The organism is Aeromonas sanarellii (assembly GCF_000820085.1).
Taxonomy (GTDB): Bacteria; Pseudomonadota; Gammaproteobacteria; order Enterobacterales; family Aeromonadaceae; genus Aeromonas; species Aeromonas sanarellii.
The window spans coordinates 45950-68882 of the sequence record NZ_CDBN01000003.1 but is presented as its reverse complement, the minus strand read 5'-3'; the positions used below and the strand labels follow the sequence as shown (position 1 = coordinate 68882).

The following is a 22933-nucleotide window of genomic DNA, read 5'->3' as shown; positions in this document are numbered from 1 at the left end:
AGGCGGCTCGTGTTAGGGGCCAGCGCCACGTCGAACACCATCAGGCATCCAGCCTGGGCAGGCGATCCCGCCACTGTTGCAGCTCGGTGCCGAGCCGCTCCAGATCCCGGTTCAGCACGAAGAAGCTGTCCTCCACCTGGCGCAGCCAGTTGTCCCCCACGAACAGATGGGGCTGGTGGCGATCGAAAAGGCTGCGCTGCCCCTTGAGGCTCTGCTGCACCCGGACCACCTGGCTCGCCAGCTCCTCCAGCTCCGCCAGCCAGGGGCTCATCACCACCTCGGGGATGGGGGTCCGCTCCACCAGCACCAGGGGCACGGGCTGGCGCTGGATATCCAGCACGTGCAGCCGCAGCTGCTCGTCCAGCACCAACTCGTAGTGCCCCTCCTTGGGATTGCCGAGCTGCCAGCCCACCAGGGCCTCCCCGGTGGGGTGCCAGTGGGAGAGCAGGGTGCGATCGAAGGTGAGGGTCTCGGTCAGGCGGTCGGGATCGCCGCCGTCCAGGGGCGCCGGGGTGAGCAGGTGGAAGTGCACCTGCTTGCCGAACGCCCTGGCGTTGGCGAGCGGCAGCTCGGTGCCGCGGGCGCGGCGACCGAACCACTGCTTACGCTTGACCGCCTTGCTGCCGATGCGCTGGGCGACGGCCCCCTTGAGCTGCTTGAACCGCTCGCGCAGGGCCAGCAGTTGCCGGGTCAGCGCCAGCTGCTGGTAGCCGTAGAGGCGGGAAAACTCGCCGATCATCTCCAGCAGCGCGGTGCGGGAGGCCTCGTCGTGCCAGAGGCAGTCCTTGAACAGCAGCAGATCCAGCGGGGCCACCTCGTCGCGGCCGTTGAAGAAGGCGCTCGCCTTGATGAGCCTGACGGCCTTCTTCCAGCGCCGATCCGAGACATAGCAGCCGTGCCCGAGCTGGCTGTCGAGCTGCTGGCGCAGCTGGTAGATGAGTTCGAAACAGGCGTCCGGCAGGCGTACCTGCTCTATCTGCTCCTGCCAGGCGGCGTACTCCTCCCCCCGGATCTGCACCGAGGGGGTCAGGTTCTGATGGGACTGGCCATCGCTCGCCAGCATGGCCTGGAAGTTGGATTTCTCCTGCACCCTGTCCATCCAGACCCGCACCAGCATGCGGTCGTAGAGCGCCTCCAGCCCGCTGTCCGGGGCAGGCAGCTCGTTCGAGGCGGTGACCAGCAACCGCATGGGGATGGGGTGCTGGCTGTCGCCGTTGCGAAACTGCCGCTCGTTGATGGCGGTGAGCAGGGTGTTGAGGATGGCGGGGCCCGCCTTCCAGATCTCGTCGAGGAAGACCACCTCGGCCTCCGGCAGGTAGCCGGCGGTGAGCCGTAGATACTTGCCGTCCTCCTTGAGCGCCTGGATGGAGAGGGGGCCGAACACCTCCTCCGGCGTGCTGAAGCGGGTCATCAGGTATTCGAAGTGACGGGCATCGTGAAACGCCAGCTTGAGCCGGCGGGCGATCAGGCTCTTGGCGATGCCCGGGGGACCCAGCAGGAAGACGCTCTCGCCGCACAGGGCCGCCAGCAGGCCGAGCCGCAGGGCGTCCTGGCGCTCATACAGCCCCTCCCCGAGGGCGGCCAGGAGCCGTGGCAGGCGCTCATGGATGGGGGTGGCACGAACAGTATTCTGGGCTAAAGGCGGCATAGGCACAGTTCCGAAGCTGGTATGGTCATAGGGATTCGGGGTCCGGCCTCTGGCCCCCTCCCGTCGTCATTGTCTGTCATCTCTGCCCCAACCGGCGTTCATCCGCCATCGCCGCACGGCGAAAAGGCAACGTCCGGGGTGCAGCAAAACCCGCGAGAGTGTACTCTGCGCATCAGAATTTACCCCAACGCAGATCAAGAGTGAGCCTTCGCCATGCAAGATCCCCTGCTGGACCCGCTGCGCCAGCGCATTCTGGCCCGGATGGGCATCACCCTCTGGCAACAGAGAGGCCAGGCCCTGCCGGGTCAGGCGGCAGGGGCGACGCCGGTGACGGCTGAACGCCCGGAGCAGGATGCGAACAACGGGCATCCGGCCCCCTCGCTGCCGACCGGCAGGCTGTGGCTGCAGGCCGACACCCTGCCCTCCCCCGCCCTGCTCGGGGATCTCTGCCAGTGGCTCGGCATCGGCACGGACGAGGTTTCCCTGCTGGCCAGGATCCCCGAGCTGCCAGAGGGGACACCGCAGCCCCTGATCTGGCTGACGGCCCCGGATGCCCGCTGGCCCGACGCCCTGGTCTGCCCGCTCAAGCCCGACGGGACACACAAGCGCGCCCTGTGGCAGCAGTGCCGGCACCGCCAGCCCGGTTGAACCGGGCTCCCTGACGCAACGACCATGGCACGGCCATGGCCTCCCTCGCAAGCCCGAATCCCGCCCGGAGTCACCATGTCTGACCTTTTGCCCCTCTTCCGCCCCCTGCTCGAATCCGATTTCGAGGCCATCTACCCCATAGAGCAGGCCGCCCACCAGGAGCCCTGGAGCCGGGCCAACCTGCTCTCCTGCTTCGGGCCGCGCTATCTCAACGGCTTGATGCTGGTGGACGGGCAACCGGCCGGTTTCTACATCTCGGATCTGGTGGCCGGGGACAGCTCCCTGATGAACCTCTGCGTGCACCCCGATTTTCAGGGCAAGGGGCTGGGGCGGGCGCTGCTCAAGGAGTACCTGGCTCGCAGCAAGGCCGGCGGGGCCGAGGCCTGGTTCCTCGAGGTCAGGGCCGGCAACCGCACCGCCATCAACCTCTACGAGAGCGAGGGGTTTGCCGAGTATTGCCGCCGCGCCGACTACTACGGCACCGGCCAGGATCGGGAGGACGCCGTGCTGATGTCCCGCCTGTTCGACTTCGGCTGATCCCATGCCGCTCGGCTCAGGCTAAGAGGCCGCCCACAACAGATAAGGGGGCATGCCGCCCCCTTGTCGTTTCTACCCTCATCCCGACTCCCACTCGCCCTCAGGGCAGGGGGGCATTGTCGATGGCGGGATCCTCCAGGCTCAGGGTCACCCTCAGCACGGCCTCGAAGGCGGCGCCCGAGATCGGCATGAAGAAGCCGCGGCCATAGGTGACCCCGGGCATCCAGATCTCCTCGGTATCCGGCACGACCCTGATGGGGCGCAGGGGTTCCCCCGGTCGCTGGACATAGATGCCTGGGGCCGTCTCCACCCTGGGGAAGCGGCGCAGAATATGCTCGCTGCCATCCCCCGCATCCGGGTTGAGCCGCACCTTGGCCAGCCCCGCCAGGGCGGACTGCATCTCGGGGGCACGCCACATCCTGTTGTCGAGCGCCTTGCAGCGCCGGCACTTGGCGCGCTCGATCACATAGAGCAGGGGATATCCCTCCTTCAGCGCCAGCCGCTGCGCCTGCTCGTACCCCTCGGCGCCGCTCAGCCAGGGATTCTCCTGCCCCGCAGTTCCGCCCAACGCAAACCAGAGGGCACCGGCCCCCGCCAGCAGCAGCAAGGCGCCGGTCAACAGACTCTTGATCCCGATATTCATGGCTCTACTCCCTGAATGAATCCGCCCCTTGCCCTTATCATGCCTGACTCTCCCCAAGTTGACGACTTTGTGATCCAGGACAAATGGCGAACACTTGTAAGCCGTAATCTTAGAGTTTAAACTCCAGCCCCGTTTTCAGTGCCCCTGCGGGCGCACAACTGTTACTTGAGGATGAGTGAGATGTCGCAGTTTCATCTGGTTAGAGTGATACGTGAGCGTATTGCCCGCCTTGGCAACAAGGCCGCCCTGCGCGTCCAGCAGGATGGCCAGTGGCGCGCCATCGGCTGGCGCACCCTGGGTCAGGCCATGGATTATTGCGCCCAGGGGCTGATCCGCGCCGGCCACCAGTCCGGCGAGATGGTCGGCATCTACGCCCGCAACATGCCGGAGTGGACCCAGGCAGATCTCGGCATCCTGGCCGCCCGTGGCGTCAGCGTGCCCATCTACCCCACCAGCACCCTCGATCAGCTGCGCTACATCGTCAAGGATGCCGGCATCAGGATGCTGTTCGTGGGGGAACAGCCCCAGTTCGATCAGGCGCTGCAGCTCATCGACAGCGGCGAGATAAGCCACATCGTCGCCCTGGACGGCACCGTCGATCTGCGCGGCTGCGCCTCGGCCAGCCACTTCCAGACCTTCCTCGCCTCCGGCAACCACCCACCCAGCGAGCAGGTGCTGCGCGAGCGCGAGCGCCACTACCGCATGGACGACCTGCTGACCCTGATCTACACCTCGGGCACCACGGGCGAACCCAAGGGAGTCATGCTCGACTTCGCCAACATGGCCGCCTGCTTCGAGATGCATGACCGCCGCCTCGACCTGAATGAACAGGACGTGTCCCTCTGCATGCTGCCGCTGAGCCACGTGTTCGAGCGCGCCTGGAGCTACTACGTGCTCTACTGCGGCGCCGAGAACGTCTACATTCGCGACCCGCAGAAGGTGATGGATGTCATCGGCGAGGTGAAGCCCACCGTGATGTGCGCCGTGCCCCGCCTCTACGAGAAGGCCTACGCCATGATCCAGGCGAAGGTCGCCCAGGCCCCGCGCCTGCGCCGCGCCCTGTTCGGCTGGGCCACCCGGGTCGGCAAGCAGATGGTCGCCGCCCGCCAGGCGGGCAAATCCGCTTCTCCCCTGCTCTACGGCCAGCTCTGGCTTGCCGAGCGCCTGGTGTTTCGCAAGCTGCGCGCCCGGTTCGGCGGCCGTACCCGCTTCCTGCCGGTGGCGGGCGCTCGCCTCGCGGACGAGGTGAACCTCTTCTTCCAGGCCATGGGGCTCAACCTCAAGTACGGCTACGGCATGACCGAGACCACCGCCACCGTCTGCTGCTATGAAGACACCCGGTTCAGGCTGGGCTCCATCGGCACGGCACTGAGCGGCATCGAGGTGAAACTCGGCGAGAACAACGAACTGCTGGTGCGCGCCCCCACCGTGATGCGCGGCTACTACAACAAGCCGCAGGCCACCGCCGAGGTGATGACCGAGGACGGCTTCCTGCGCACCGGCGATGCAGGCGAGCTGGATGGCGAGGGCAACATCTACTTCACCGAACGCTTGAAGGAGCTGATGAAGACCTCCAACGGCAAGTACGTGGCGCCGCAACTGGTGGAAGGGACCCTGGGCAAGGATCGCTTCATCGAGCAGATCGCCATCGTCGCCGATGCCCGCCACTTCGTGTCGGCGCTCATCGTGCCCTGCTTCGAGTCCCTGGAGGAGTACGCCCGCTCCATCAACCTGCAGTACCAGTGCAAGACCGAGCTGCTGCGCCACTCCCGGGTGATGGAGTTCTTCGAGGCTCGCATTCAGGATCTGCAAAAGGAGCTGGCCAAGTTCGAGCAGGTGAAGAAGTTCACCCTGCTGCCGAGCGCCTTCTCCATGGAGCTCGGGGAGATCACCCCCACCATGAAGCTGCGCCGCAAGATCATCGAGGCCAAGTACCAGCGCGAGATAGAAGCCATGTACAGCCACGTCTGACCGACGGGCCAGACATGAAAAAGCCGCTCATGGAGCGGCTTTTTGCTGGGCATCTGCCCCTTATGGCAGCTTGACCAGGGGTTGCTCGCGCAGCTCGGTGGCCCGACCGGCCTGGATCTTCTCCACCCGGGCCAGGGCCTGCTTCACCTCGTCGGCATTTTGCAGCAGGCGATAGGTCAGATCGAAGGTCTTGGTCTCCCCCGGCTGGATCTTGGGGACCAGCCCCAGCGGGCGCTGGTACTTGGTGCTGTAGGCATAGCTGGTGCCGGGCTCGATGCCGGTCACATAGCCCTGGGCCCTGGTGTCTGTGTTCTTCCAGAGCGTGAGCACCGGCAACTGCCTGGTGTTGTAGCCCACCGCCACCCCGGCGTTGCCGGCCTTGTTGTTCAGCACCGCCAGGGTGTTGCCGTCGGCATCGCCGTAGGGCACCAGGTTGAACACCATCTCGTCGAAGCCCTTGGTGGGCCCCAGGTAGGTTTGCCAGCTCTTGAGCCCGGCCTTGGCGTAGTCGTTGAACGGGGAGATCTGCTTCACCGGCGTGCTGACGCGCGCGCCCTCCTCCAGGATGGGGGCCCCGAAGTTGCCGTGGTAGATGATCTGGTACTCGTTCTCGTAGTCCGCGTGGTTGGTCAGCTTGTCCTGCAGGGCAAACTCCCCCTGACCGGGCACTACGCTGAGCTGGGTCCAGGTGACCAGCTCGCTCATCTTGAAGGTGCGCTCGTCCACCCGGCCCCGCACGTGGATGGCGTAGGGCGGCGCCTCGTCCACGGTCACGCTGACCACGGAGGCGGGAATGTTCTGCACCCGGCCGTGCAGGCTCTTGAGGCGGCCGTCGTCATCCACCCCGGGGTGACCCGTCCACTCGTAGCCGCAGCGCACCAGCATCTCGTTGAAGCCGTCGAGCCAGCCGAGCCCGCCACGGCTCTCGAGATCGATGAAGGCCGGGTTGACCACCTCCTTGACCGGCGAATCCCAGCCGAGGCGCAGATCCGCCGCCTTGACCTCCTGGATCCCCATGCCGCGGGTCGGCACCAGGGTGATCTTCATGACGCCGTTGTCGACGATGAGCAGATCCACCCCCTCCTGGCGGCCGCCGTGCAGGCGCTTCTTCTCGATGGTGAAGGGAACCGGGCTCTTGATGCCGAGCTTCTCGCTGGTGATCTTCCAGTCGCCCACGTCCAGCCCTTGCTGGGAATCGGTCAGCAGGAATTCGGCGGCGTGACCCGCGGTGGTACCCAGGGCGAGCAGCACGGCAAGGGAGAGTTTCTTCAACATGGATGTATCCTCGTGTCTCTTGTTTTTGTGAAGCTGAATCGTTTCAGTGATCGAGAAACTAGGCGGCCGACGTGCCGGACTCAAGAGACAAAAGGAGGAAATGTGAGCCGATTGACAATAAAAGCGCCCCCTACCCTGCTGAAATGAAGGCTGACTCACAGTTATGCGGAGGGAAAAACCAGGCACGCCGGCGGGGAGCCGAGAGGGGCCGCTCCCCCTCACCCCGCCCGCATCAGATTCACGAGAGCGCCAGCGCCACGGCGGCTTCGGCGTGGATGGCGGTGGTGTCGTAGAGCGGCACGGCGGCCTGGCACGCCCCCACCAGCAGGGCGATCTCGGTGCAACCCAGGATCACCGCCTGGGCACCGGCCTCTGCCAGATCGGCGATGATGGCCAGATACTCGGCCTGCGACGACTCGCGAATGTCGCCGAGACAGAGCTCGTCATAGATGATGCGGTGCACCCGCTCCCGCGCAGCGTCACCAGGCACCAGCACCTCCAGCCCGAAGCGCTCCTGGAGCCGCCCCTTGTAAAACGCCTGCTCCATGGTGAAGCGGGTGCCGAGCAGGCCGACCCGGGTCACCCCGTCTGCCTGGAGGCGGCGCGCCGTGGCATCGGCGATGTGGAGCAGGGGGATGTCGATGGCGGCCTCGATCTCCGGCGCCACCTTGTGCATGGTGTTGGTGCCGATCAGCAGGAAATCGGCGCCACCGGCCTGGACGGCCCTGGCCTCGGCCGCCAGCAGGCGGGCGGTGGCGGGCCAGTCGCCGGCGTGCTGCAGCCGCTCAATCTCGGCGAAGTCGACGCTGCTCAGCAGTACCCGCGCCGAGTGCAGGCCGCCGAGCCGCTCGCGCACGCCCCGGTTGAGGGCCTGGTAATAGCTGACGGTGGACTCCCAGCTCATGCCACCCAGCAGACCGATACATTTCATGGCACCTCCTTGCCAGCTCAGGTGAAACAAAAAAGGCCCCGAAGGGCCAACAAGACAGCCGGTAAAGGCTCAGGCCTATGCCTAAACCCAGATCATCAGCACGCAGGCCGCGGTGGCGAACCCCATGCCCAGATTGAAGCGACGCCAGCCCCTGGCGGTGCGGATGAGGCGGCGCACCTGGGCACCGAACAGCACCCAGAAGGCCCCGGTATAGAGGCCGGTCACGAAGAAGATGCCGAGCACCCAGCCAGCGGACGGCCAGTAAGCCTCCCCCGCCAGGGTGAAGCCGCTGATGGCGGAGAGCGCCATCATCCAGGCCTTGGGGTTGAGCAGTTGCAGCATGGCCCCCTGATGGGCCGGGATCAGCGGCCGGTTTCCCTCCGCCGGACCGCTGGCGTTGGCCACCTTCCAGGCCAGCCAGAGCAGGTAGGCCGAGCCGACGAGCTTGAGCCCGTCGTGCAGCAGCGGCACCTTCTCGAACACCACCCCGAGCCCCAGGGCCATGGCCAGGATCATCAGGTTGATGCCCCCCACCACCCCCACCAGCAGGGGAACGGAGCGGCGAAAACCCTGGGCGGCCCCGGCGCTGGTCAGCAGCATGTTGTTGGGGCCCGGCGTGCCACAGGTGATGAGGGCAAAGCCCGCCAGGGGGAGCAACCAGTTCAGATCCATCTCAACCTCGTTCGGATACGGCAAGCCTCCTAATATGCAGAGCCGGCGCCAGGACGACAAGGCCGGCAATGCATTTTCTTTGCATGAATAATCAGGCGGCCATTAATACCAGAGCATCACCACGCACAGGGCGGTGAGCGCCCCCAAGCTGCCATTGAGGCGGCGCCACCCCTTGTCCGAGTTGATCCAGCGGCTGAGCTGATGGCCGAACAGCACCCAGGCGAAGCAGACCGGCAGCCCCGCCATGGGGAAGACCGACATGATGCCCCACAGGCTCGGCCAGTAGTCGCTCCCCGGCAGGCTGAACAGGCTGATGGCGGAGATCCCCATCATCCACGCCTTGGGATTGAGGAACTGGAAGCCCAGCCCCTCCAGCAGGGTCAGGGGGCGGGCACGGCTGGCGGGATCCCCGGGGGCACCGGCCACCGCGATGCGCCAGGCCAGCCACAGCAGATAGAGGCTGCCCAGCACCTGCAGGCTCAGCTTGAGCAGGGGCCAGCGTTCGAACAGCGGATAGAAGCCCAGCGCCAGCACCAGTTGCAGCACGGGCTGGCCCACCGTCACCCCGAGCAGGTGTGGCAGGGTGCGGCGCACCCCGAAGTTGGCGCCGGACGCCGTCAACATGAGATTGTTGGGGCCCGGGGTGCCGCAGGTGAGCAGGGCGAAGCCAAACAGGGTGGCATACCATTCGATGGTCATGGGGAGACTCCTTTCTTGTCACATTGTATCGATACAATGTGAGTTTTCCGGTTGTTCAAAGGTTGATATTCACGCTATATTGCGGACAAACTTGGATCAATGGATTTATTGTCACCATGACAATCTGGACACCCGACCTCAGCCTCTTCGAGGGGCCCCTCTATCTCAAGCTGGTCAAGGCCATCGAGCAGGCCATCGCCTGTGGTGCCCTGCCCCCCGAGACCCGGCTGCCGACCCACAGGGCCCTGGCAGACCGGCTGGGGGTGACTGTGGGCACAGTCACCCGCGCCTACGCCGAGGCCGAGCGGCGCGGCCTGCTGGCGGCCAGGGTGGGGCATGGCACCTGGGTCAGGGGGGCGACGGATCCCGCCAACGAGTGGGTGATCCGCAACGAGGACGATCACCGCATCGAGCTGTGGCAGAACCTGCCGGTCCAGCTGGACAGGGGGGCCATCGTCAGGCCCCTGCTCACCGAACTGGCACAGGGGGATCTCAACGGTCTGCTCGGCTACGACAAGGAGGCGGGGCGCGCCTCGCAGCGCCAGCTGTTCGTCGACTGGCTCGCCGAGCAGGGCATAGAGGGCAGCGAGGATCGCCTGCTGTTCAGCCACGGCGCCCAGCACGGCATCCTGTTGGCCCTGCTGGCCACCGGCTGCGTGGGGGAGACCCTGCTGTGCGAGGGGCTGAGCTATCCCGGCATGCTGGGCAACGCGCGCCAGCTCAAGAACCAGGTAGTGGGGCTGGCGATGGACGAGGAGGGGCTGCTGCCCGAGGCGCTGGAGGCGGCCTGCCGCACCCGCCGGGCCAAGCTGCTCTACCTCACCCCCACCCTGCAGAACCCCACCACGGCCACCATGAGCCTGGCGCGGCGCGAGGCCATCATCGCCATCGCCCGCCGCCACGATCTGTTGATCGTCGAGGATGACGTCAACGGCCTGCTGCCCGAGAGCGCACTCCCGCCCCTGGTCAACCTGGCGCCGGAGCGGGTCATCTACCTGGGCAGCCTGGCCAAGATCGCCTGCGGCGGCCTGAGGGTCGGCTTCGTCTTGGCGCCGCCAGCCCTTCGCAACGGCTTCGCCCAGGCGATGCGACTGTCGAGCTGGATGGTGAGTCCGCTGCTCATCGAGCTGGCCTGCAAGCTGGTGAGCCAGCGCCAGATCATGCCGCTCATCGAGCAGCAGAGACGGATCCTGGCGCGTCGGGGGGAGCTCTTGCGCCACCTGCTGCCGGGCGCCCGCTGGCAGCCGGGCTCCATGCACGCCTGGCTGCCGCTGCCCGAGCCCTGGCGCAGCCAGGAGTTCGCGGAGGCGGCCAACGCCCTTGACGTCGGGGTCGCGAGCGGGGAACACTTCGCCGCCGGCCAGTTTGCCGCCCCGCAAGGGGTGCGTCTGAGCCTGAGCCAGCCCGCCACCGACGCCCGCGTCGCCGAGGGGCTGGAGCGACTCGCCGGCCTGCTGCGCGCCGCGCCGCCCACCAATCCCCTGCTATAGTCATCGGCCCAGGCCCCCAAGGAGCTCCCATGTCTGCCATCCGTTCCGCCCTGCTGCTCTCGACCCTGCTGCTGGGAGGCTGCGCCTCTCCCGCCCATCAACAGCTGGGTGCAGCCCTGAGCGGGCTGGAGGGGGAGCTGACGCGGCTGGAAGAGGAGCTGGCGGCCATGAACGGGCTTCACTACCAGAAGGCCATAGATGCGCCTGTGACCCTGCGCCGCCACCTCAAGTCCCCCGCCCCGACGGCGGAAGGGCTGGTGCCCGTGCAGAGCCGGCTGCAGGACGGCCCCCTGCTGCGCTACGACTACCGCCTGCCGGCCGGCATGGCCAGCCTGCCCACCGACAACCCCTGCCTGCGCTATGAATTCGAGCTGCGCCGGCTCGGGCGACTGGGCCAGCTCGAGCTCGTCTGGCAGGGGGAGGGTCACCGGGACAGCCGCCTCATCCGGCAGGCCGACTGCCCCTTCTCGGCCAAGGGCCCGGGCCTGCAGTAAGATCGGCTCGCCGATCCAGCTGGGGGATTGACCCCGGCCTCCGCCCGGACGACAGTGGAGCCAGACCGGTGAACCATTGGCTCGGGCACCCCGCCCCCGAACCGGCGAAGGAGCGTCAAGGATGCAGATCCTCCTGATCGAAGACGATGCCATGATGATCTCGGCCCTCACCCAGGGGCTGAGCGACCAGGGGATGGCCCCCTCCAGACTGCACCATTGCAAAGAGATCTCGGCCCTGCCCGCCCTGCTGCGTCAGCAATCGTTCGATGCCATTCTCTGTCGCCAGTATCACCACCAGGCCCGCGAAGGGGTTCGCCTGCTGCAGGAGGCCCACCACCTGGGGCTGCTCGCGCCGGGTTGCGTGCTCCTGCTGCTGGACCATGACGAGGAGACGGGCCAGTACCCCCCCTCCGACCTCTATTTCCCGCTGCGCCTGGCCGTCCCCTTCACCACGGAGCAGCTGGCGCACAGCCTGCAAGCGCTGCTGGTACTGACCGCGGTGACGCGCCCCCTGGCCACGCCCATGGCTCTCAGGGAGTGGCGCAGCGCCTGCGCCCAGTGCGAGGATCTGCTTTACCGGCACGCCAGGAACAAGGCGCTGGGGCCCCAGATGGACAGGGTCAAGGGCTACATGCTGCTGCAGGCCGGGGAGCTCGTCCAGGCGACCCAGCACTACGCCATGTGCACCACGGAACACGACGCCTGGTGGCCGCGCACTGGGTTGATCCACGCCCTGCTCGGGCTGGACCGGGTGGAGAGTGCCCACAAGGATCTGGACCGCAACCAGGCACGGTTGCCCCCCGTCATTCATCAGGAGCTCACCCTCGCCTGCCTGCTGCATCAGGGGCAGTGGGAACCGGCCTGGGCCCTGTTGTCAGGCTTGCTGCAACGCTGCCCCTGGCAACCTGAATGGCGCCAGACGGCCATTCTGCTGGCCCTGCTGCGAAGAGACGAAGCCCAGGTACTGGCCCAGGCCACCGCCGTCGGCCTGCGCTTCTTCCCCAGGCAGAAGTTTCATCAGTCCATCGAGCACTGCGTTCTGGATGCCACTCTGGCGGTGCTCTGGCATCCCCCGGTCGAGGCCAGGGTCCATGGGCTGCAGCAGGCCCTCGAGGATCTCGGCCGGCAGGCGGTCACCCTGAGGGCCCACGAGGAGGCCCTGATGCGCGCCCTGATGCTGGCGCTGGACTACCGCTTCGACGACGCCCTGATGCTGCTGGCCAAGCATCCACCGGAAGCGGCGCGGGACAACCACCTCAACCAGCTGCTCGGCTTTGCCGTGAGCCAGTTCTGCGGCCTGCCCCAGCATGCCCAGCGTTACCTGGCCCGGCTCGGCCAGTATCAGGGCCCGGTGGCGCAGAGCCCGCAGCTGCAGCGGCTGATCCAGCGGGTGGTCGGCGATCTCCAGGGCCAGCTGGAACTGCGCGAGCAGCGCCTGAGCCAGCTGCGCCAGGAGCGGCAGCGGGCGATGACCGCAGGCCAGCACCAGCTCGCCGTGCAGTGCGCGCTGACGCTGCAGGAGACATTTCCGGCCCAGGCGGGGGATGCCTGGCAGTTGCTGACGCTGCTGACCCACTGCTGGCCGACCGGCATGGCCGCCCCGGCGGTGGCGCAGCTGGTGGACAGGCTGGAGCGGCGCCTCGACCACAGTGCCGCCTTCCAGGGACAGCATGCCGAGGCCTACCGGGAGACGCTGCGGCGGATCAGAAGCCACCTGGCTCCCAGGCTGCCGCCACTCCCAGCCCAATAGGGGCGGTCCAAACCGCCCCGGCAGGAGGTCAGAACAGGCCCCGCACCAGGATCCCCGCGATCAGCAGCGGCGCCACCAGCCGCCAGCACCAGAGCAGGCAGCGGCGCATCAGCGGCGAGAGATCCGCCGGCACCATGCTGTCGCCGAGCCGCCATCCCAGCAGCAGGGTCAGCACCAGGCCGAACAGGGGCATCATCAGGTTGGAGGTGAGGTAGTCCAGCAGATCGAACAGGGTCTTGCCAAACAGGGTGTACTCGGCCCAGGGGCCGAACGACAGGCTCACCGGGATGCCGCAGGCCATGATGAGCAGGGTCAGCACCCGGCAGGCACTGCGGCGCGACCAGCCCCACTCCTCGGTGGTAAAGCGCACCAGGTGCTCCAGCATGGAGATGGAGGAGGAGAGCGCCGCCACCAGCAGCAGCAGGAAGAAGACCACGGCCAGCACCTGGCCGAACGGCAGGTGATGGAACACCGCCGGCATGGTCATGAAGGTGAGCCCAGGCCCGGCGGTCGGGTCAATCCCCGTGGACGCCAGCACCGGGAAGATCATCAGCCCCGCCAGCACCGAGATCAGGCTCGCCAGGGTCACCACCCAGACCCCGGAGCGCAGCGCACCGTCGCTATTGGGCAGATAGGCGCCATAGGTGGTGTGGACCCCCAGGCCGATGGAGAGGGAGAAGAACGCCAGCCCCAGGGCGTCCAGCACCCCCTGCCCGGTCAGATGGGAGAAATCGGGCAGCAGGAACTGGCGCACCCCGGCCAGGGAGCCCGGCATGGAGAGCCCGGTCACCACCAGCAGCAGCATCATCACGAACAGGGCCGGCATCATCCAGCGCAGCGCCCGCTCCACCCCCTGCTGCAACCCGCCCTGCACGAACCACCAGGTGAGCCCGGCGAAGACGAGATGGGTGAGGACAGGCCAGAGGGGGTCGCTCACATAGCCGTTGAACAGGGCGGTGAGGGCGCTCCCCTCGCCGAGGTTCAGCTCACCGCCGAGGGCCAGGGCCGCATAGCCCACGGTCCAGCCCCCCACCACGCTGTAGAAGCTGTAGATGAAGAAGCCGCACAGGATCCCCATGTAGCCCATCCAGCGCCAGTTCGGTCCCACCAGCCTGTGGAAGGCACCGAGCACGCCGCGCTGGCTGCGGCTGCCGAGCAGGGTCTCTCCCACCAGCACCGCCACCCCCAGGGTGAAGCTGAACAGCAGGAACACCAGCAGGAAGGCACCGCCGCCATTGGTGGCGGTCACATAGGGAAACTTCCAGATGGCACCAAGGCCGATGGCCGAGCCGGCGGCTGCCAGCACATGACCGAGACGGGAAGACCACTGAACCTGGCTCATACAACCTCCGGGCAAGACAACATCAGATCGATACTCCATGGCTGGACGCGCGCGGCGTCGCAATAAAAAAGGCCGCCTGGTGGCGACCTTTGCAATGAACTGTCAGACAAACGGCACGTGCAAGGTCACCTCTCTTGCGAGCGGAAAAATCGGCCAAAGAGGGCGATGAGGGGTGACATGAAACGGCGTCGCCTGCACGGGGAAAAGGGGCCACAGCCTAAACCATGGCAAGAGAAGTTGACAGACACTAGTCATGAATATCCTCCAAAACAGAATATAACCAAACAGAAACACGCATCTGCGGATAAATATTTCGAATTGTTGGATATTACAGGTTTTGATGCAGAGTCAATCCTGCCGACCCCACATCATGGTCCGTGGCGGACCTGAGGACCCGCCACCCGCCCCGGCCTACACCAGGCCCCGCACCAGGATGCCGCCGATGAGCAGGGGTGCCAGCCAGCGCCAGCAGCCCATCAGCAGGGTGCGCCAGTGCGGCGCCAGTCCGGCGGGCAGCGCCCGGCGACCGAGCTGCCAGCCAAGCAGCAGGGTGAGGGCCAGACCGAACAGGGGCATCATCAGGTTGGAGGTGACAAAATCCAGCAGCTCGAAGATGTTCTTGCCAAACAGGGTGATGCTCGCCCAGGGGCCGAACGACAGGCTGACCGGGATGCCTCCCGCCATCACCAGGGCGGTGATGAGGTTGCACGCCGCACGCCGCGACCAGCCCAGGCTCTCGCACAGGAAACATTGCAGATGCTCCAGCAGGGAGATGGAAGACGACAGCGCCGCCACCACCAGCAGAGCGAAGAACACCACCGCCAGCCCCTGGCCGAACGGCAGCTGCTGGAACACCGCCGGCATGGTCATGAAGGTGAGACCCGGGCCGGAGGCGGGATCGATGCCGGTCGCCGCCAGCACGGGGAAGATCATCAGCCCCGCCAGCACGGCGATGAGGCTTGCCAGCAACACCACCCAGAGGCTGGAGCGGCCCACCCCCTCGCTGGAGACCAGGTAGGCGCCATAGGTGGTGTGGATGCCCAGGCCAATGGAGAGGGAGAAGAAGGCCAACCCCAGGGCGTCCAGCACACCGGACATGCCGAGCTTGCCGAAGTCCGGCATCAGGAAGTGGCGCACCCCGGCCATGGCGCCCGGCAGGGTCAGCCCGAAGGCCACCAGCAGCAGGATCATGATGAAGAGTGCCGGCATCATCCAGCGCAGGGTGCGCTCCACCCCCTGCTGCACGCCTCCTTGCACGAACCACCAGGTGAGGCCGGCGAACAGCAGGTGGGTCAGCACCGGCCAGAGCGGATCGCCGACGTAGTCGTTGAAACGGGCGGTGAGCGCCGCCCCGTCGCCGTGCTGCAGACTGCCCGCCAGGGCCATGCCGGTGTAGCCCAGGGTCCAGCCCCCCACCACGCTGTAGAAGCTGTAGATGAGCAGGCTGCACAAGAGCCCCATGGCGCCGACCCAGCGCCAGCGTCTGCCCATCAACTCACCGAAGGCTCCCACCACCCCGCGCCGGGTCAGGCTGCCGATCAGGGTCTCCCCCATCAGCACCGCCACCCCCAGGGTGAAGCTGAACAGCAGAAACACCAGCAGGAAGGCGCCGCCGCCGTTGGCGGCGGTCACATAGGGGAACTTCCAGATGGCGCCGAGACCGACCGCGGAACCCGCGGCGGCCAGGATGTAACCGAGCCGGGATGACCATTGGGACTGCTTCATGGGAACTCCAAACGAGGGGCCCGCCCACGGGGCCCGAAAGGCGCTCAGATTACCCCTTGGGCTCCGCAATCACTCGTCGTATATCCGGCATAAAACCACTTTATTGGCAGCATTCGCTAATAATATTCGAATTACCACACAATAGTGCTAATAAAGAAAAACCGGAGCGGGTATGCTCCGGTTTGTTGTCTGCCTGGGTCTGGCGGGACTAGATGACCCCCAGCTCCCGCAGCCGCTCCATCAGATAGCTGTGGGCGGTGTGGCGCTCGGAGAGCACCACATCCGGGCGCGGGTGCAGGAAGAGCGGCAGGGAGATGCGGGACTTGGCGGCGCTGCCGCCGGTCGGGTTGATGACGCGGTGGGTGGTGGAGGGGTAGTAGCCGCGGGAGGCCTCCTGCAGCATGTCACCTATGTTGATGATCAGGGTGCCGAAGTCGCAGGGCACGTCCATCCACTCCCCGTCCGAGCCCTTCACCTGCAGGCCCGGCTCGTTGGCGGCGGGCAGTATGGTCAGCAGGTTGATGTCTTCGTGGGCGGCGGCGCGGATGGCCCCCGGCTCCTCGGTGCCGTCGAAGGGCGGGTAGTGCAGCACCCGCAGCAGGGTCTTCTGGCTCTCTTCGATCATGGAGGAGAGCGGGCAGCTGTAGCGGGCAGCGATGTCGCTCGGGGTGTATTGCTCCACCCAGCCCAGCAGCTCGGCGGCGAGATCGTTGGCGAGGCGGTAGTACTCCATCGCCTGCGCTTTCAGCTCGGCCGGCATCTGGCCCCAGGGGTAGATGTGGAAGTACTCCTTGATGTCCTTCTGGCTATGGCCCTTGGCGACTTCGGAGACAGACGGCGGGAAGTAACCGTCCTGGGTCTCGCGATTGAACAGGAAGTCGTGCTTCTGCTCGCTCAGGAAGAAGCGGTACCAGTTCTCATAGATCGACTGCACCAGCTCTTTCGGGATGGGGTGATGGGTCAGCACCCCGAAGCCGGTGGTGCGCAGGGACTCGGTGAAGCGCTCGGCCGCATCGGGGGAGCGATAATCGACGGTCAGGACTTTCATTGTTTTTTTGTTACGTGCCAGTTAAAAGTAGGCGCAGTTTACCCTGCCTCCCCCGGCATGAAAAGGCTGCCGGAAGCCCGTCTGCAACGGCTTGAAAATACTGATAAAAACATCATGACGCAGGCACCTCGCCCGGTGCTTGTCCAGGGCAGGCCTCCTCTTCTAGAATGCCCCTCCATCTTCCCTGTCGGAGCCCCTTCATGTTCCCCAAGATCCTGCTGTTGACCCTCCCCTTGCTGCTCGCCGGGTGCAGTTCCCTGTCTGAGGAGGAGTGCCGCACCATGAGCTGGTACAACCTGGGTTATCAGGACGGGGAGCAGGGCAAGACCCGGACCGCCACCCGTGACTACAAGCAGACCTGCGGTGAGTACGGTCTCAGGGTGGACGAAGACGAGTGGCAGCGGGGCTACGCCAAGGGGCTGGAACTCTACTGCATTCCCGAGCTTGCCTACAGCAAGGGACGGGAGGGGCACGAATACCTGGGGGTCTGCCCCAACGACACCAGCTTCCTCACCCAGTTCGAGCGCGGCCGCCAGGAGTACCTGCTGGAGCAGCGCCTCGGAGAACTGCAGCAGGAGCTGGAGCGCACCGAGCGGGACATCTATCAGCTCGACCAGCAGATCCGCAGCGAGAACGACAGCAAGCAGCGGGACTACTACCGGGCCCAGCGCGAGCGCGCCATCCGCCACTACGAGGGGGTGCGCCGGGAGTACAACCGGATCCGCTTCCCGGACCGGGTGCTCCAGTTCTCCTTCGGGAGCTGACAGAAAAGGGGCCGGTCTGGCCCCTTTCTGCTGCCGCTCAGGCGGTCAGGATCCAGCGCTGCAGCGCCAGGGCGATGCCGTCTTCGTTGTGATCCGCGGTGACCCGGTCCGCATGGGCCTGGATCTGGGGCGCCGCGTTGCCCATGGCCACCGCCAGCCCCACCTGCTCGAACATGCTGATGTCGTTGTTGTTGTCGCCAAACGCCACCACCTTCTCCATGGCGATCCCCTCGCTCTCCGCCCACTGGGCCAGCCGGTTGCCCTTGCTGCAACCGGGCTGCACCAGCTCCACCGCATAGGGCGCCGCCCAATCACGGGTGAAGGGCAGCGTCTCCACCACCTCCCCCACGAAACGGTGCAACCGGCCAGGATCCTGGTTGAACAGCTCCAGCTTCCAGATGGGGGCTTGCAGCCAGGCGCCGAGATCCTCGGCCGGCAGCAGGGAGACCTTGAGGTGGTCCGGCTGGCTCGCCGACCAGCGCCGCATCCGGCCCACGTGCTCCTCGCAGCCAAGGTAGCCAATGCCGCCCCCCAGATGGAAGAGCGCCCCCATCTGCTGGGCCTGCACCTCGGCCAGCAGGGCGGTGAGCGGCGCTACCGCCAGGGGATCCCCGGCAAGGATCCGATCCTGCCCCGGATCATAGAGGTAGGCGCCGTTGCTGCAGATGATGGGGGTATCGAGGGCCAGTGCGTGGTGGAAGGGACGGGCCGTCATGAAGTGGCGACCCGTCACCAGCAGCACCTTGATGCCCTGGGCCCGGGCCTCGGCCAGGACCGCCCGGGTGGCGGACGAGATCTTGTGATCCCGGGTCAGCAGGGTGCCATCCATATCCAACGCAATGGCCTGAAAACGACTCATATCACCTCCAGAATGTCGAAACGAATGCGGCGCCATACCAACCCGCTTTCAACGCCATGGCCTGATAACGACTCATGTCACCGCCAACATGTCGAAACGAATACGGCGCCATACCAACCCGCGTTCAAATAACGATTCATGCCACCGCCAAAGGCTGAGCATAGCGGGGAGCACCGAGCGAACGGGCAAGCGAAGCAAAGAGCCATACCGTCCCAGAGTCGGCGCCACGATGCAAGTGCCGGTTGCCCCCTCCGCGTCGTTCTGTGATCCCGTCAGCCGGCTTCCACCTGGACGTCGAGCCGCTGCCGCCGATCTGCCGCCCGGCGCAGGCCATAAAAGCCGACAGCACAGAGCAGGCTGCACAGCGCCGCCAGATAGAAGGGCCACTCGGTGCCCGCCAGCAGCACCAGACTGCCGACCACCACCGCCAGGATCTCGCTGCCCACCGCCAGCCCGCGATAGAGCCCCATCGCCTGCCCCTGCTGCTCGGCATGGCTGCGGTTGGAGACCGCCACCGAGGTTGCCAGCTCCCCCAGACTCATGCCGATGCCGGCGGGAATAAAGGTGAGTGCCAGCCCCCACCAGTGGCCGGGCAGTACGAACATCAGCATGCCCGCCGCCATCACCAGATGACCGACCACCCCCAGACTGCTGCCGCGCCAATGGCGAGCCAGGCGGGAGCCCAGCCAGGATCCCAGTATCATGGGCACGCTCACCATTACGGCGGCCTGCGCCAGCTGCACCGGATCCCAGGCCAGCCGCTCCACCAGCCAGACGTTGAAGTAGGTGAAGTAGAGCTGCACCGCGCCGTAGCTGAGCAGGGTCAGCACGAAGTAGGGCAGCAGCGCCGGTTGCAGCAGCAGCTGGCGGGAAGAGAGGGCAGGTGCCGGCTGCTCACTGCGGGCCACTGCCGGCCGATTGGGCAGCAGCCAGAGCACCAGCAGCAGGTTGACCAGGGTCATGGCCACCGCCAGCCAGGCCGCCAGGCTGTAATCGCCGGACACCACGGCGGCATAGCCGCCGATCATGGGGCCCACCACCCAGCCCAGATTCATGCCGATGTTGATCCAGGCGAAGCTGCGCGCCTTGGTTTTGGCGGTACTCATGTCGGCCGCCATGGCCTGCACGATGGCGATGTCACCGTTGAAGAAGCCCTCCACCACCCGGCTCAGCAACAGCAGCGGCAAGGATCGCCAGGCGATCCCCAGCGCCATCAGGGCATAGCCCACCAGCACGCCCACCAGACAGAGGGTCAGCACCGGCTTGCGGCCATGGCGATCGGAGAGCTTGCCGAGCCAGGGGGCACCTACCAGTTGAAACAGCGGATAGAGCCCCATAATGACCCCCAGCCACACCTTGCGGCTCCAGTCCGACGCTTCCAGCGTCAGCATGCCCTGGGCCGGATCCAGCAACAGCGGCGCCAGCACCGGGGATGGCAGGCTGAAGCCCGCCACCGCCAGCGTCACCGTCATCACCAATACCCACAGGCTGGCCTGCCCCTTGATCCCTTCCATGTCTGCCCCATTAAATAAAGTCATTGGTTTATTTATGTTGGCAATCAAACCAGATTAAGTAAAGTGAATTGTTGATTTAAAAAATACCCCTCCCCATAATGCTCTTATCCATGCCAGAACCGCTGCCGCGCAAGCGGCCGCACCTGCCGACGATGAGAGCCTTGCCATGAATGCCAGCACCGACAAGATACTGTTTCTGCTCAAGCGCCACGGGCCACAGAGCGCCGCCGAGCTGGGAGAGCAGTTGCAGATGACCTCCATGGGGGCCCGCCAGCACCTGATGACGCTGGAGGCCGACGGCTGGGTGAGTTTCAACGACGAGGCCCGCGGGCGCGGTCGACCGGTACGGTTGTGGCACCTGACCGAGCAGGCCTGGCAACGCTTCCCCGACAGCCACAGCGAACTGACGCTGCAGCTTATCGACAACATCCAGCAGCTGTTTGGCGAGGTGGGCATGGAGCGGTTGATCGCCCAGCGGGAGCAGCAACAACTGGCCCGCTATCGGGCCGAGTTGACCCAGCCGGCGCTGGCCGACAGGCTGGCGGCACTGACGGCGCAGCGCACGCGAGAGGGCTATATGGCGGATTTTCGCCAGGAGGAGGATGGCAGCTGGCTGCTGTGGGAGAGCCACTGCCCCATCTGCGCGGCGGCGCGGGCCTGCCGGGGTTTTTGTCGCAGCGAGCTGGAGATGTTTCGCCGCTTGCTGGCGCCGGCCGGGGTGGAGCGGGAGCAGTATCTGCTGGAGGGGGATCACCGCTGCCTCTATCGCATCAGGCCGCAGCCCTGATCCGCAAACGTCAGAAACAACAAAGCAGGCGCCGGGATGCCTGCTTTGTTGCCTTCGGGGAGAGGGTGCTCTCGTTCCAGCCCGTCGCTTCCTGGTTGGGTTGAACGGCTGATGGGGATCTTGACCCGGTAAGGTCCTTCACCACAGGCGCCTGGTCGGGCGTCTGTCTTGCCACCGGAAGATGACACCATAGTACCCCTGGCCGTGCGGTGAGTGTTTGTGAAGTAGCAGGTATTTTCAGTTGTTTTTGCAATAGTTCACCCTTAATCTAGGAAAAGTGGATTAGTAATTGCAACGAGGAACGGAGAATGCTGAAACTTGATCGTATAGACAGGCATATTCTGGAGTTGATGCAGGAGAATGGCCGCATCAGCAACCTGGAGCTGGCCGAGCTGGTCGGGCTCTCTCCCTCCCCCTGCTCGCGCCGGGTCAAGGCGCTGGAGGATGCCGGTCTCATCGATACTCACGTGACCCTGCTCAATGCCCGCCAGCTGGGGCTGACTCTCACCGCCTACATTCACATCTCCATGGACAGGCACACCCCGGAGCGGTTCGAGAACTTTGACAACGCGGTCAAGGATCTGCCCGAGGTGCTGGAGTGCGATCTCATCACCGGCAACGACGCCGACTACCAGCTCAAGGTAGTGGTGCGGGACATGGAACACTACCAGCACTTCCTGCTGGACAAGCTGACCCACATCCCGGGGGTGACCGGGGTGCGCTCCAGCTTCGTGCTGCGCCGCATCAAGCACAAGACGGCGCTGCCCCTCAATCACCTGGGCTGAGGGCCAGGGCCGGAAAAAACGAAAGGAGGCCGGGGCCTCCTCTTCTTGTCTCTGCGTGCCCCTGCTTCACGCTCACGCCTGGCGAGGGTGCAGATCAGGCCTCGACCTGGCTGACGTCCTGCACCTGCAACAACCAGCCGCTCTGCTCCTGCTGGGGCTCACCGCTCAATCGCAACCGCTCCCCCGTGGAGACCCACTGCCCCTCCGGCAGGACGACCTCCAGGCTCTCGCTGCCATTGTCGAACACCCAGCGATCGGCGCCCAATGACTCAATCAAGTACCCTTCCATCTCCACTCTGGACTCGGCTTGCCAGGACGGCGCAACGGCATCACGGCTCTCGATGAAATCCCCCTGAACGCCAAAACTGGCCAGCCCCCACAGAATGGAGAGACCGACGATGGATGACTGCATCTCACTCTCCTCTTTGTCTGGCATCTTGAAGGCCAGTATGGGAACAGAAAAATGAGTGCACCATGAACAAGGCGCCAAAGTGCAGGCAAGATCGCGAAAAAAACCGACCAAGGGGTCGGTTTTGTCATTTTATGGCGCCTTGATCACACTATTTGGCGGCTTGCTCTGCCATTCGCACGGCCCTTGGTTTATTCATCCACATGGCCACACCGCGATGATCCGCGCAGATCCCCTCGTTGCTGACGGCCCTGACGCGGACGCCGTCCTTGCAGACTGCCTGCCAGGCATCGGCATCGTCGATCTGCAGTTCCGAGGGAGGCTGGGTGTTGCCGGCGCAGGCGCCAAGCAGGAGCGCAAACAGGGGGAAGAGAGCTTTCATCGGGTCACTCCGGATGGGAAGAAGGGGTCAGCGTCCCAGCTGTGCCGACACGCGATCGCAGAGCACCTTGAGCTGGGCCAGCTCAGCATCGGCCAGATCCACCTGATTGCGCAAGTTGTCCGCCAGGCAGCACTCCCTGACCTCCTGCTGCAATTGGCGACCCGCCTCGGTCAGGCTGATGCATTTTTGCCGCTCGTCCTCGCGGGAGACGGTGCGCGTCAGCCAGCCCTTGCTCTCCAGCCGCTTGACGATGGGGGTCAGGGTGCCCGCATCCAGCCCGGTCTCCTGGCCGATTTCCTTGAGGCTCACCTCGTCCCGCGCCCAGAGCGACAGCATCACCAGGTACTGGGTGTAGGTCAGATCCAGCTTGTCCAGAAGCGGCCGATAGGCGCGCATCACCGCATTGGAGGCGCTGTAGAGGGCAAAACAGACCTGCTTTTTCAATTCACTCATGGGGCACCTCGCTGACGACTGGGGGCAGTATACCCCATGAAAAGTGAGGGCTGAATAGTTTGCACACAAAACAGTTGCCAGCCCGGCCGTTCGGGATTAACCTGATT

The 22933-nt window shown here is 65.6% G+C and carries 23 protein-coding genes; 9 read left to right on the top strand and 14 right to left on the bottom strand.

The features are described 5' to 3' along the window. Positions 1-40: 40 nt before the first annotated feature. Positions 41-1648, bottom strand: a complete 1608-nt coding sequence (locus BN1132_RS00715) for an ATPase RavA domain-containing protein (RefSeq protein WP_042074162.1) — start codon at positions 1646-1648, stop codon at positions 41-43. 213 nt (positions 1649-1861) lie between these two features. Between BN1132_RS00715 and BN1132_RS00710 the strand changes: the two genes are divergently transcribed. After that, positions 1862-2296 carry a hypothetical protein gene (locus BN1132_RS00710; protein ID WP_042074161.1) on the top strand — a complete coding sequence of 145 codons (435 nt, stop codon included), beginning with the start codon at positions 1862-1864 and terminating at the stop codon, positions 2294-2296. 87 nt (positions 2297-2383) lie between these two features. Further along, on the top strand, positions 2384-2833 hold the full coding sequence (gene rimI, locus BN1132_RS00705; RefSeq protein ID WP_042074172.1) for a ribosomal protein S18-alanine N-acetyltransferase: 450 nt from the start codon (positions 2384-2386) through the stop codon (positions 2831-2833). A gap of 100 nt (positions 2834-2933) precedes the next feature. Here rimI and BN1132_RS00700 read toward each other — a convergent pair whose 3' ends face one another. After that, positions 2934-3476 (bottom strand): thioredoxin domain-containing protein, encoded by a 543-nt coding sequence (locus tag BN1132_RS00700; protein ID WP_042074159.1) that lies wholly within the window; start codon positions 3474-3476, stop codon positions 2934-2936. 180 nt (positions 3477-3656) lie between these two features. On the opposite strand from BN1132_RS00700, the gene BN1132_RS00695 reads away from it, so the two are divergent. Further along, positions 3657-5447 (top strand): AMP-dependent synthetase/ligase, encoded by a 1791-nt coding sequence (locus BN1132_RS00695; RefSeq protein ID WP_042074158.1) that lies wholly within the window; start codon positions 3657-3659, stop codon positions 5445-5447. A gap of 60 nt (positions 5448-5507) precedes the next feature. Here BN1132_RS00695 and BN1132_RS00690 read toward each other — a convergent pair whose 3' ends face one another. The 4 genes from BN1132_RS00690 to BN1132_RS00675 form a co-directional block, all read right to left on the bottom strand. Next, on the bottom strand, positions 5508-6722 hold the full coding sequence (locus BN1132_RS00690) for an aldose 1-epimerase family protein (RefSeq protein WP_042074156.1): 1215 nt from the start codon (positions 6720-6722) through the stop codon (positions 5508-5510). A 238-nt stretch (positions 6723-6960) separates the two neighbouring features. Further along, positions 6961-7653, bottom strand: coding sequence for an aspartate/glutamate racemase family protein (locus BN1132_RS00685; RefSeq protein ID WP_042074155.1), 693 nt, complete (start codon positions 7651-7653; stop codon positions 6961-6963). Positions 7654-7734: 81 nt separating this feature from the next. Continuing rightward, the gene (locus BN1132_RS00680) at positions 7735-8325 is read right to left on the bottom strand and encodes a LysE family translocator (protein WP_042074154.1); all 591 of its coding nucleotides are present in this window, start codon (positions 8323-8325) and stop codon (positions 7735-7737) included. Between the two features lie 102 nt (positions 8326-8427). Continuing rightward, on the bottom strand, positions 8428-9024 hold the full coding sequence (locus BN1132_RS00675) for a LysE family translocator (protein ID WP_042074153.1): 597 nt from the start codon (positions 9022-9024) through the stop codon (positions 8428-8430). 116 nt (positions 9025-9140) lie between these two features. On the opposite strand from BN1132_RS00675, the gene BN1132_RS00670 reads away from it, so the two are divergent. The 3 genes from BN1132_RS00670 (at position 9141) to BN1132_RS00660 (ending at position 12758) form a co-directional block, all read left to right on the top strand. Continuing rightward, positions 9141-10514, top strand: a complete 1374-nt coding sequence (locus BN1132_RS00670; protein WP_042074151.1) for an aminotransferase-like domain-containing protein — start codon at positions 9141-9143, stop codon at positions 10512-10514. 29 nt (positions 10515-10543) lie between these two features. Next, complete coding sequence (locus tag BN1132_RS00665) at positions 10544-11008, top strand: hypothetical protein (RefSeq protein WP_042074149.1); 465 nt, start codon at positions 10544-10546, stop codon at positions 11006-11008. A 121-nt stretch (positions 11009-11129) separates the two neighbouring features. Further along, entirely contained in the window at positions 11130-12758 is a 1629-nt protein-coding gene (locus tag BN1132_RS00660; RefSeq protein WP_042074148.1) for a response regulator, read from the top strand. Between the two features lie 28 nt (positions 12759-12786). Here the strand turns inward: BN1132_RS00660 and BN1132_RS00655 are convergent, their stop codons facing one another. From BN1132_RS00655 to BN1132_RS00645, 3 genes are all read right to left on the bottom strand, one after another. After that, positions 12787-14100: a sodium-dependent transporter gene (locus tag BN1132_RS00655; protein ID WP_042074147.1), complete on the bottom strand. Its 1314-nt coding sequence runs from the start codon at positions 14098-14100 to the stop codon at positions 12787-12789. A gap of 411 nt (positions 14101-14511) precedes the next feature. Further along, positions 14512-15825, bottom strand: a complete 1314-nt coding sequence (locus BN1132_RS00650; RefSeq protein WP_042074144.1) for a sodium-dependent transporter — start codon at positions 15823-15825, stop codon at positions 14512-14514. 208 nt (positions 15826-16033) lie between these two features. Next, on the bottom strand, positions 16034-16873 hold the full coding sequence (locus BN1132_RS00645; protein ID WP_042074143.1) for an isopenicillin N synthase family dioxygenase: 840 nt from the start codon (positions 16871-16873) through the stop codon (positions 16034-16036). 200 nt (positions 16874-17073) lie between these two features. Between BN1132_RS00645 and BN1132_RS00640 the strand changes: the two genes are divergently transcribed. Next, positions 17074-17637 carry a DUF2799 domain-containing protein gene (locus tag BN1132_RS00640; protein WP_042074142.1) on the top strand — a complete coding sequence of 188 codons (564 nt, stop codon included), beginning with the start codon at positions 17074-17076 and terminating at the stop codon, positions 17635-17637. 37 nt (positions 17638-17674) lie between these two features. Here BN1132_RS00640 and BN1132_RS00635 read toward each other — a convergent pair whose 3' ends face one another. Then, complete coding sequence (locus BN1132_RS00635) at positions 17675-18496, bottom strand: Cof-type HAD-IIB family hydrolase (protein ID WP_042074140.1); 822 nt, start codon at positions 18494-18496, stop codon at positions 17675-17677. Positions 18497-18768: 272 nt separating this feature from the next. Beyond that, a complete protein-coding gene (locus tag BN1132_RS00630) occupies positions 18769-20010 on the bottom strand; it encodes an MFS transporter (RefSeq protein WP_042074139.1) in 1242 nt (413 codons plus the stop codon). Between the two features lie 166 nt (positions 20011-20176). Between BN1132_RS00630 and BN1132_RS00625 the strand changes: the two genes are divergently transcribed. Both BN1132_RS00625 and BN1132_RS00620 read left to right on the top strand, forming a co-directional pair. After that, positions 20177-20797, top strand: a complete 621-nt coding sequence (locus BN1132_RS00625; protein WP_042074138.1) for a helix-turn-helix transcriptional regulator — start codon at positions 20177-20179, stop codon at positions 20795-20797. Between the two features lie 308 nt (positions 20798-21105). Then, positions 21106-21582, top strand: coding sequence for an Lrp/AsnC family transcriptional regulator (locus BN1132_RS00620; protein ID WP_042074137.1), 477 nt, complete (start codon positions 21106-21108; stop codon positions 21580-21582). Positions 21583-21676: 94 nt separating this feature from the next. On the opposite strand, the gene BN1132_RS00615 is transcribed toward BN1132_RS00620, so the two are convergent. The 3 genes from BN1132_RS00615 to BN1132_RS00605 all read right to left on the bottom strand — a co-directional run bounded on the left by BN1132_RS00615 (position 21677) and on the right by BN1132_RS00605 (position 22826). After that, positions 21677-21994: a single stranded DNA-binding domain-containing protein gene (locus BN1132_RS00615; protein WP_042074135.1), complete on the bottom strand. Its 318-nt coding sequence runs from the start codon at positions 21992-21994 to the stop codon at positions 21677-21679. 148 nt (positions 21995-22142) lie between these two features. Then, positions 22143-22373, bottom strand: coding sequence for a hypothetical protein (locus BN1132_RS00610; RefSeq protein WP_042074134.1), 231 nt, complete (start codon positions 22371-22373; stop codon positions 22143-22145). A gap of 27 nt (positions 22374-22400) precedes the next feature. After that, positions 22401-22826: a MarR family winged helix-turn-helix transcriptional regulator gene (locus BN1132_RS00605; RefSeq protein WP_042074132.1), complete on the bottom strand. Its 426-nt coding sequence runs from the start codon at positions 22824-22826 to the stop codon at positions 22401-22403. Positions 22827-22933 lie beyond the last annotated feature (107 nt).

Coding starts and splice junctions, on each gene's coding strand:
- BN1132_RS00715 (WP_042074162.1), bottom strand. CDS start 1,648: ATGCCGCCTTTAGCCCAGAATACTGTTCGTGCCACCCCCATCCATGAG.
- BN1132_RS00710 (WP_042074161.1), top strand. CDS start 1,862: ATGCAAGATCCCCTGCTGGACCCGCTGCGCCAGCGCATTCTGGCCCGG.
- BN1132_RS00700 (WP_042074159.1), bottom strand. CDS start 3,476: ATGAATATCGGGATCAAGAGTCTGTTGACCGGCGCCTTGCTGCTGCTG.
- BN1132_RS00695 (WP_042074158.1), top strand. CDS start 3,657: ATGTCGCAGTTTCATCTGGTTAGAGTGATACGTGAGCGTATTGCCCGC.
- BN1132_RS00690 (WP_042074156.1), bottom strand. CDS start 6,722: ATGTTGAAGAAACTCTCCCTTGCCGTGCTGCTCGCCCTGGGTACCACC.
- BN1132_RS00685 (WP_042074155.1), bottom strand. CDS start 7,653: ATGAAATGTATCGGTCTGCTGGGTGGCATGAGCTGGGAGTCCACCGTC.
- BN1132_RS00680 (WP_042074154.1), bottom strand. CDS start 8,325: ATGGATCTGAACTGGTTGCTCCCCCTGGCGGGCTTTGCCCTCATCACC.
- BN1132_RS00675 (WP_042074153.1), bottom strand. CDS start 9,024: ATGACCATCGAATGGTATGCCACCCTGTTTGGCTTCGCCCTGCTCACC.
- BN1132_RS00670 (WP_042074151.1), top strand. CDS start 9,141: ATGACAATCTGGACACCCGACCTCAGCCTCTTCGAGGGGCCCCTCTAT.
- BN1132_RS00665 (WP_042074149.1), top strand. CDS start 10,544: ATGTCTGCCATCCGTTCCGCCCTGCTGCTCTCGACCCTGCTGCTGGGA.
- BN1132_RS00660 (WP_042074148.1), top strand. CDS start 11,130: ATGCAGATCCTCCTGATCGAAGACGATGCCATGATGATCTCGGCCCTC.
- BN1132_RS00655 (WP_042074147.1), bottom strand. CDS start 14,100: ATGAGCCAGGTTCAGTGGTCTTCCCGTCTCGGTCATGTGCTGGCAGCC.
- BN1132_RS00650 (WP_042074144.1), bottom strand. CDS start 15,825: ATGAAGCAGTCCCAATGGTCATCCCGGCTCGGTTACATCCTGGCCGCC.
- BN1132_RS00645 (WP_042074143.1), bottom strand. CDS start 16,873: ATGAAAGTCCTGACCGTCGATTATCGCTCCCCCGATGCGGCCGAGCGC.
- BN1132_RS00640 (WP_042074142.1), top strand. CDS start 17,074: ATGTTCCCCAAGATCCTGCTGTTGACCCTCCCCTTGCTGCTCGCCGGG.
- BN1132_RS00635 (WP_042074140.1), bottom strand. CDS start 18,496: ATGAGTCGTTTTCAGGCCATTGCGTTGGATATGGATGGCACCCTGCTG.
- BN1132_RS00630 (WP_042074139.1), bottom strand. CDS start 20,010: ATGGAAGGGATCAAGGGGCAGGCCAGCCTGTGGGTATTGGTGATGACG.
- BN1132_RS00625 (WP_042074138.1), top strand. CDS start 20,177: ATGAATGCCAGCACCGACAAGATACTGTTTCTGCTCAAGCGCCACGGG.
- BN1132_RS00620 (WP_042074137.1), top strand. CDS start 21,106: ATGCTGAAACTTGATCGTATAGACAGGCATATTCTGGAGTTGATGCAG.
- BN1132_RS00615 (WP_042074135.1), bottom strand. CDS start 21,994: ATGCAGTCATCCATCGTCGGTCTCTCCATTCTGTGGGGGCTGGCCAGT.
- BN1132_RS00610 (WP_042074134.1), bottom strand. CDS start 22,373: ATGAAAGCTCTCTTCCCCCTGTTTGCGCTCCTGCTTGGCGCCTGCGCC.
- BN1132_RS00605 (WP_042074132.1), bottom strand. CDS start 22,826: ATGAGTGAATTGAAAAAGCAGGTCTGTTTTGCCCTCTACAGCGCCTCC.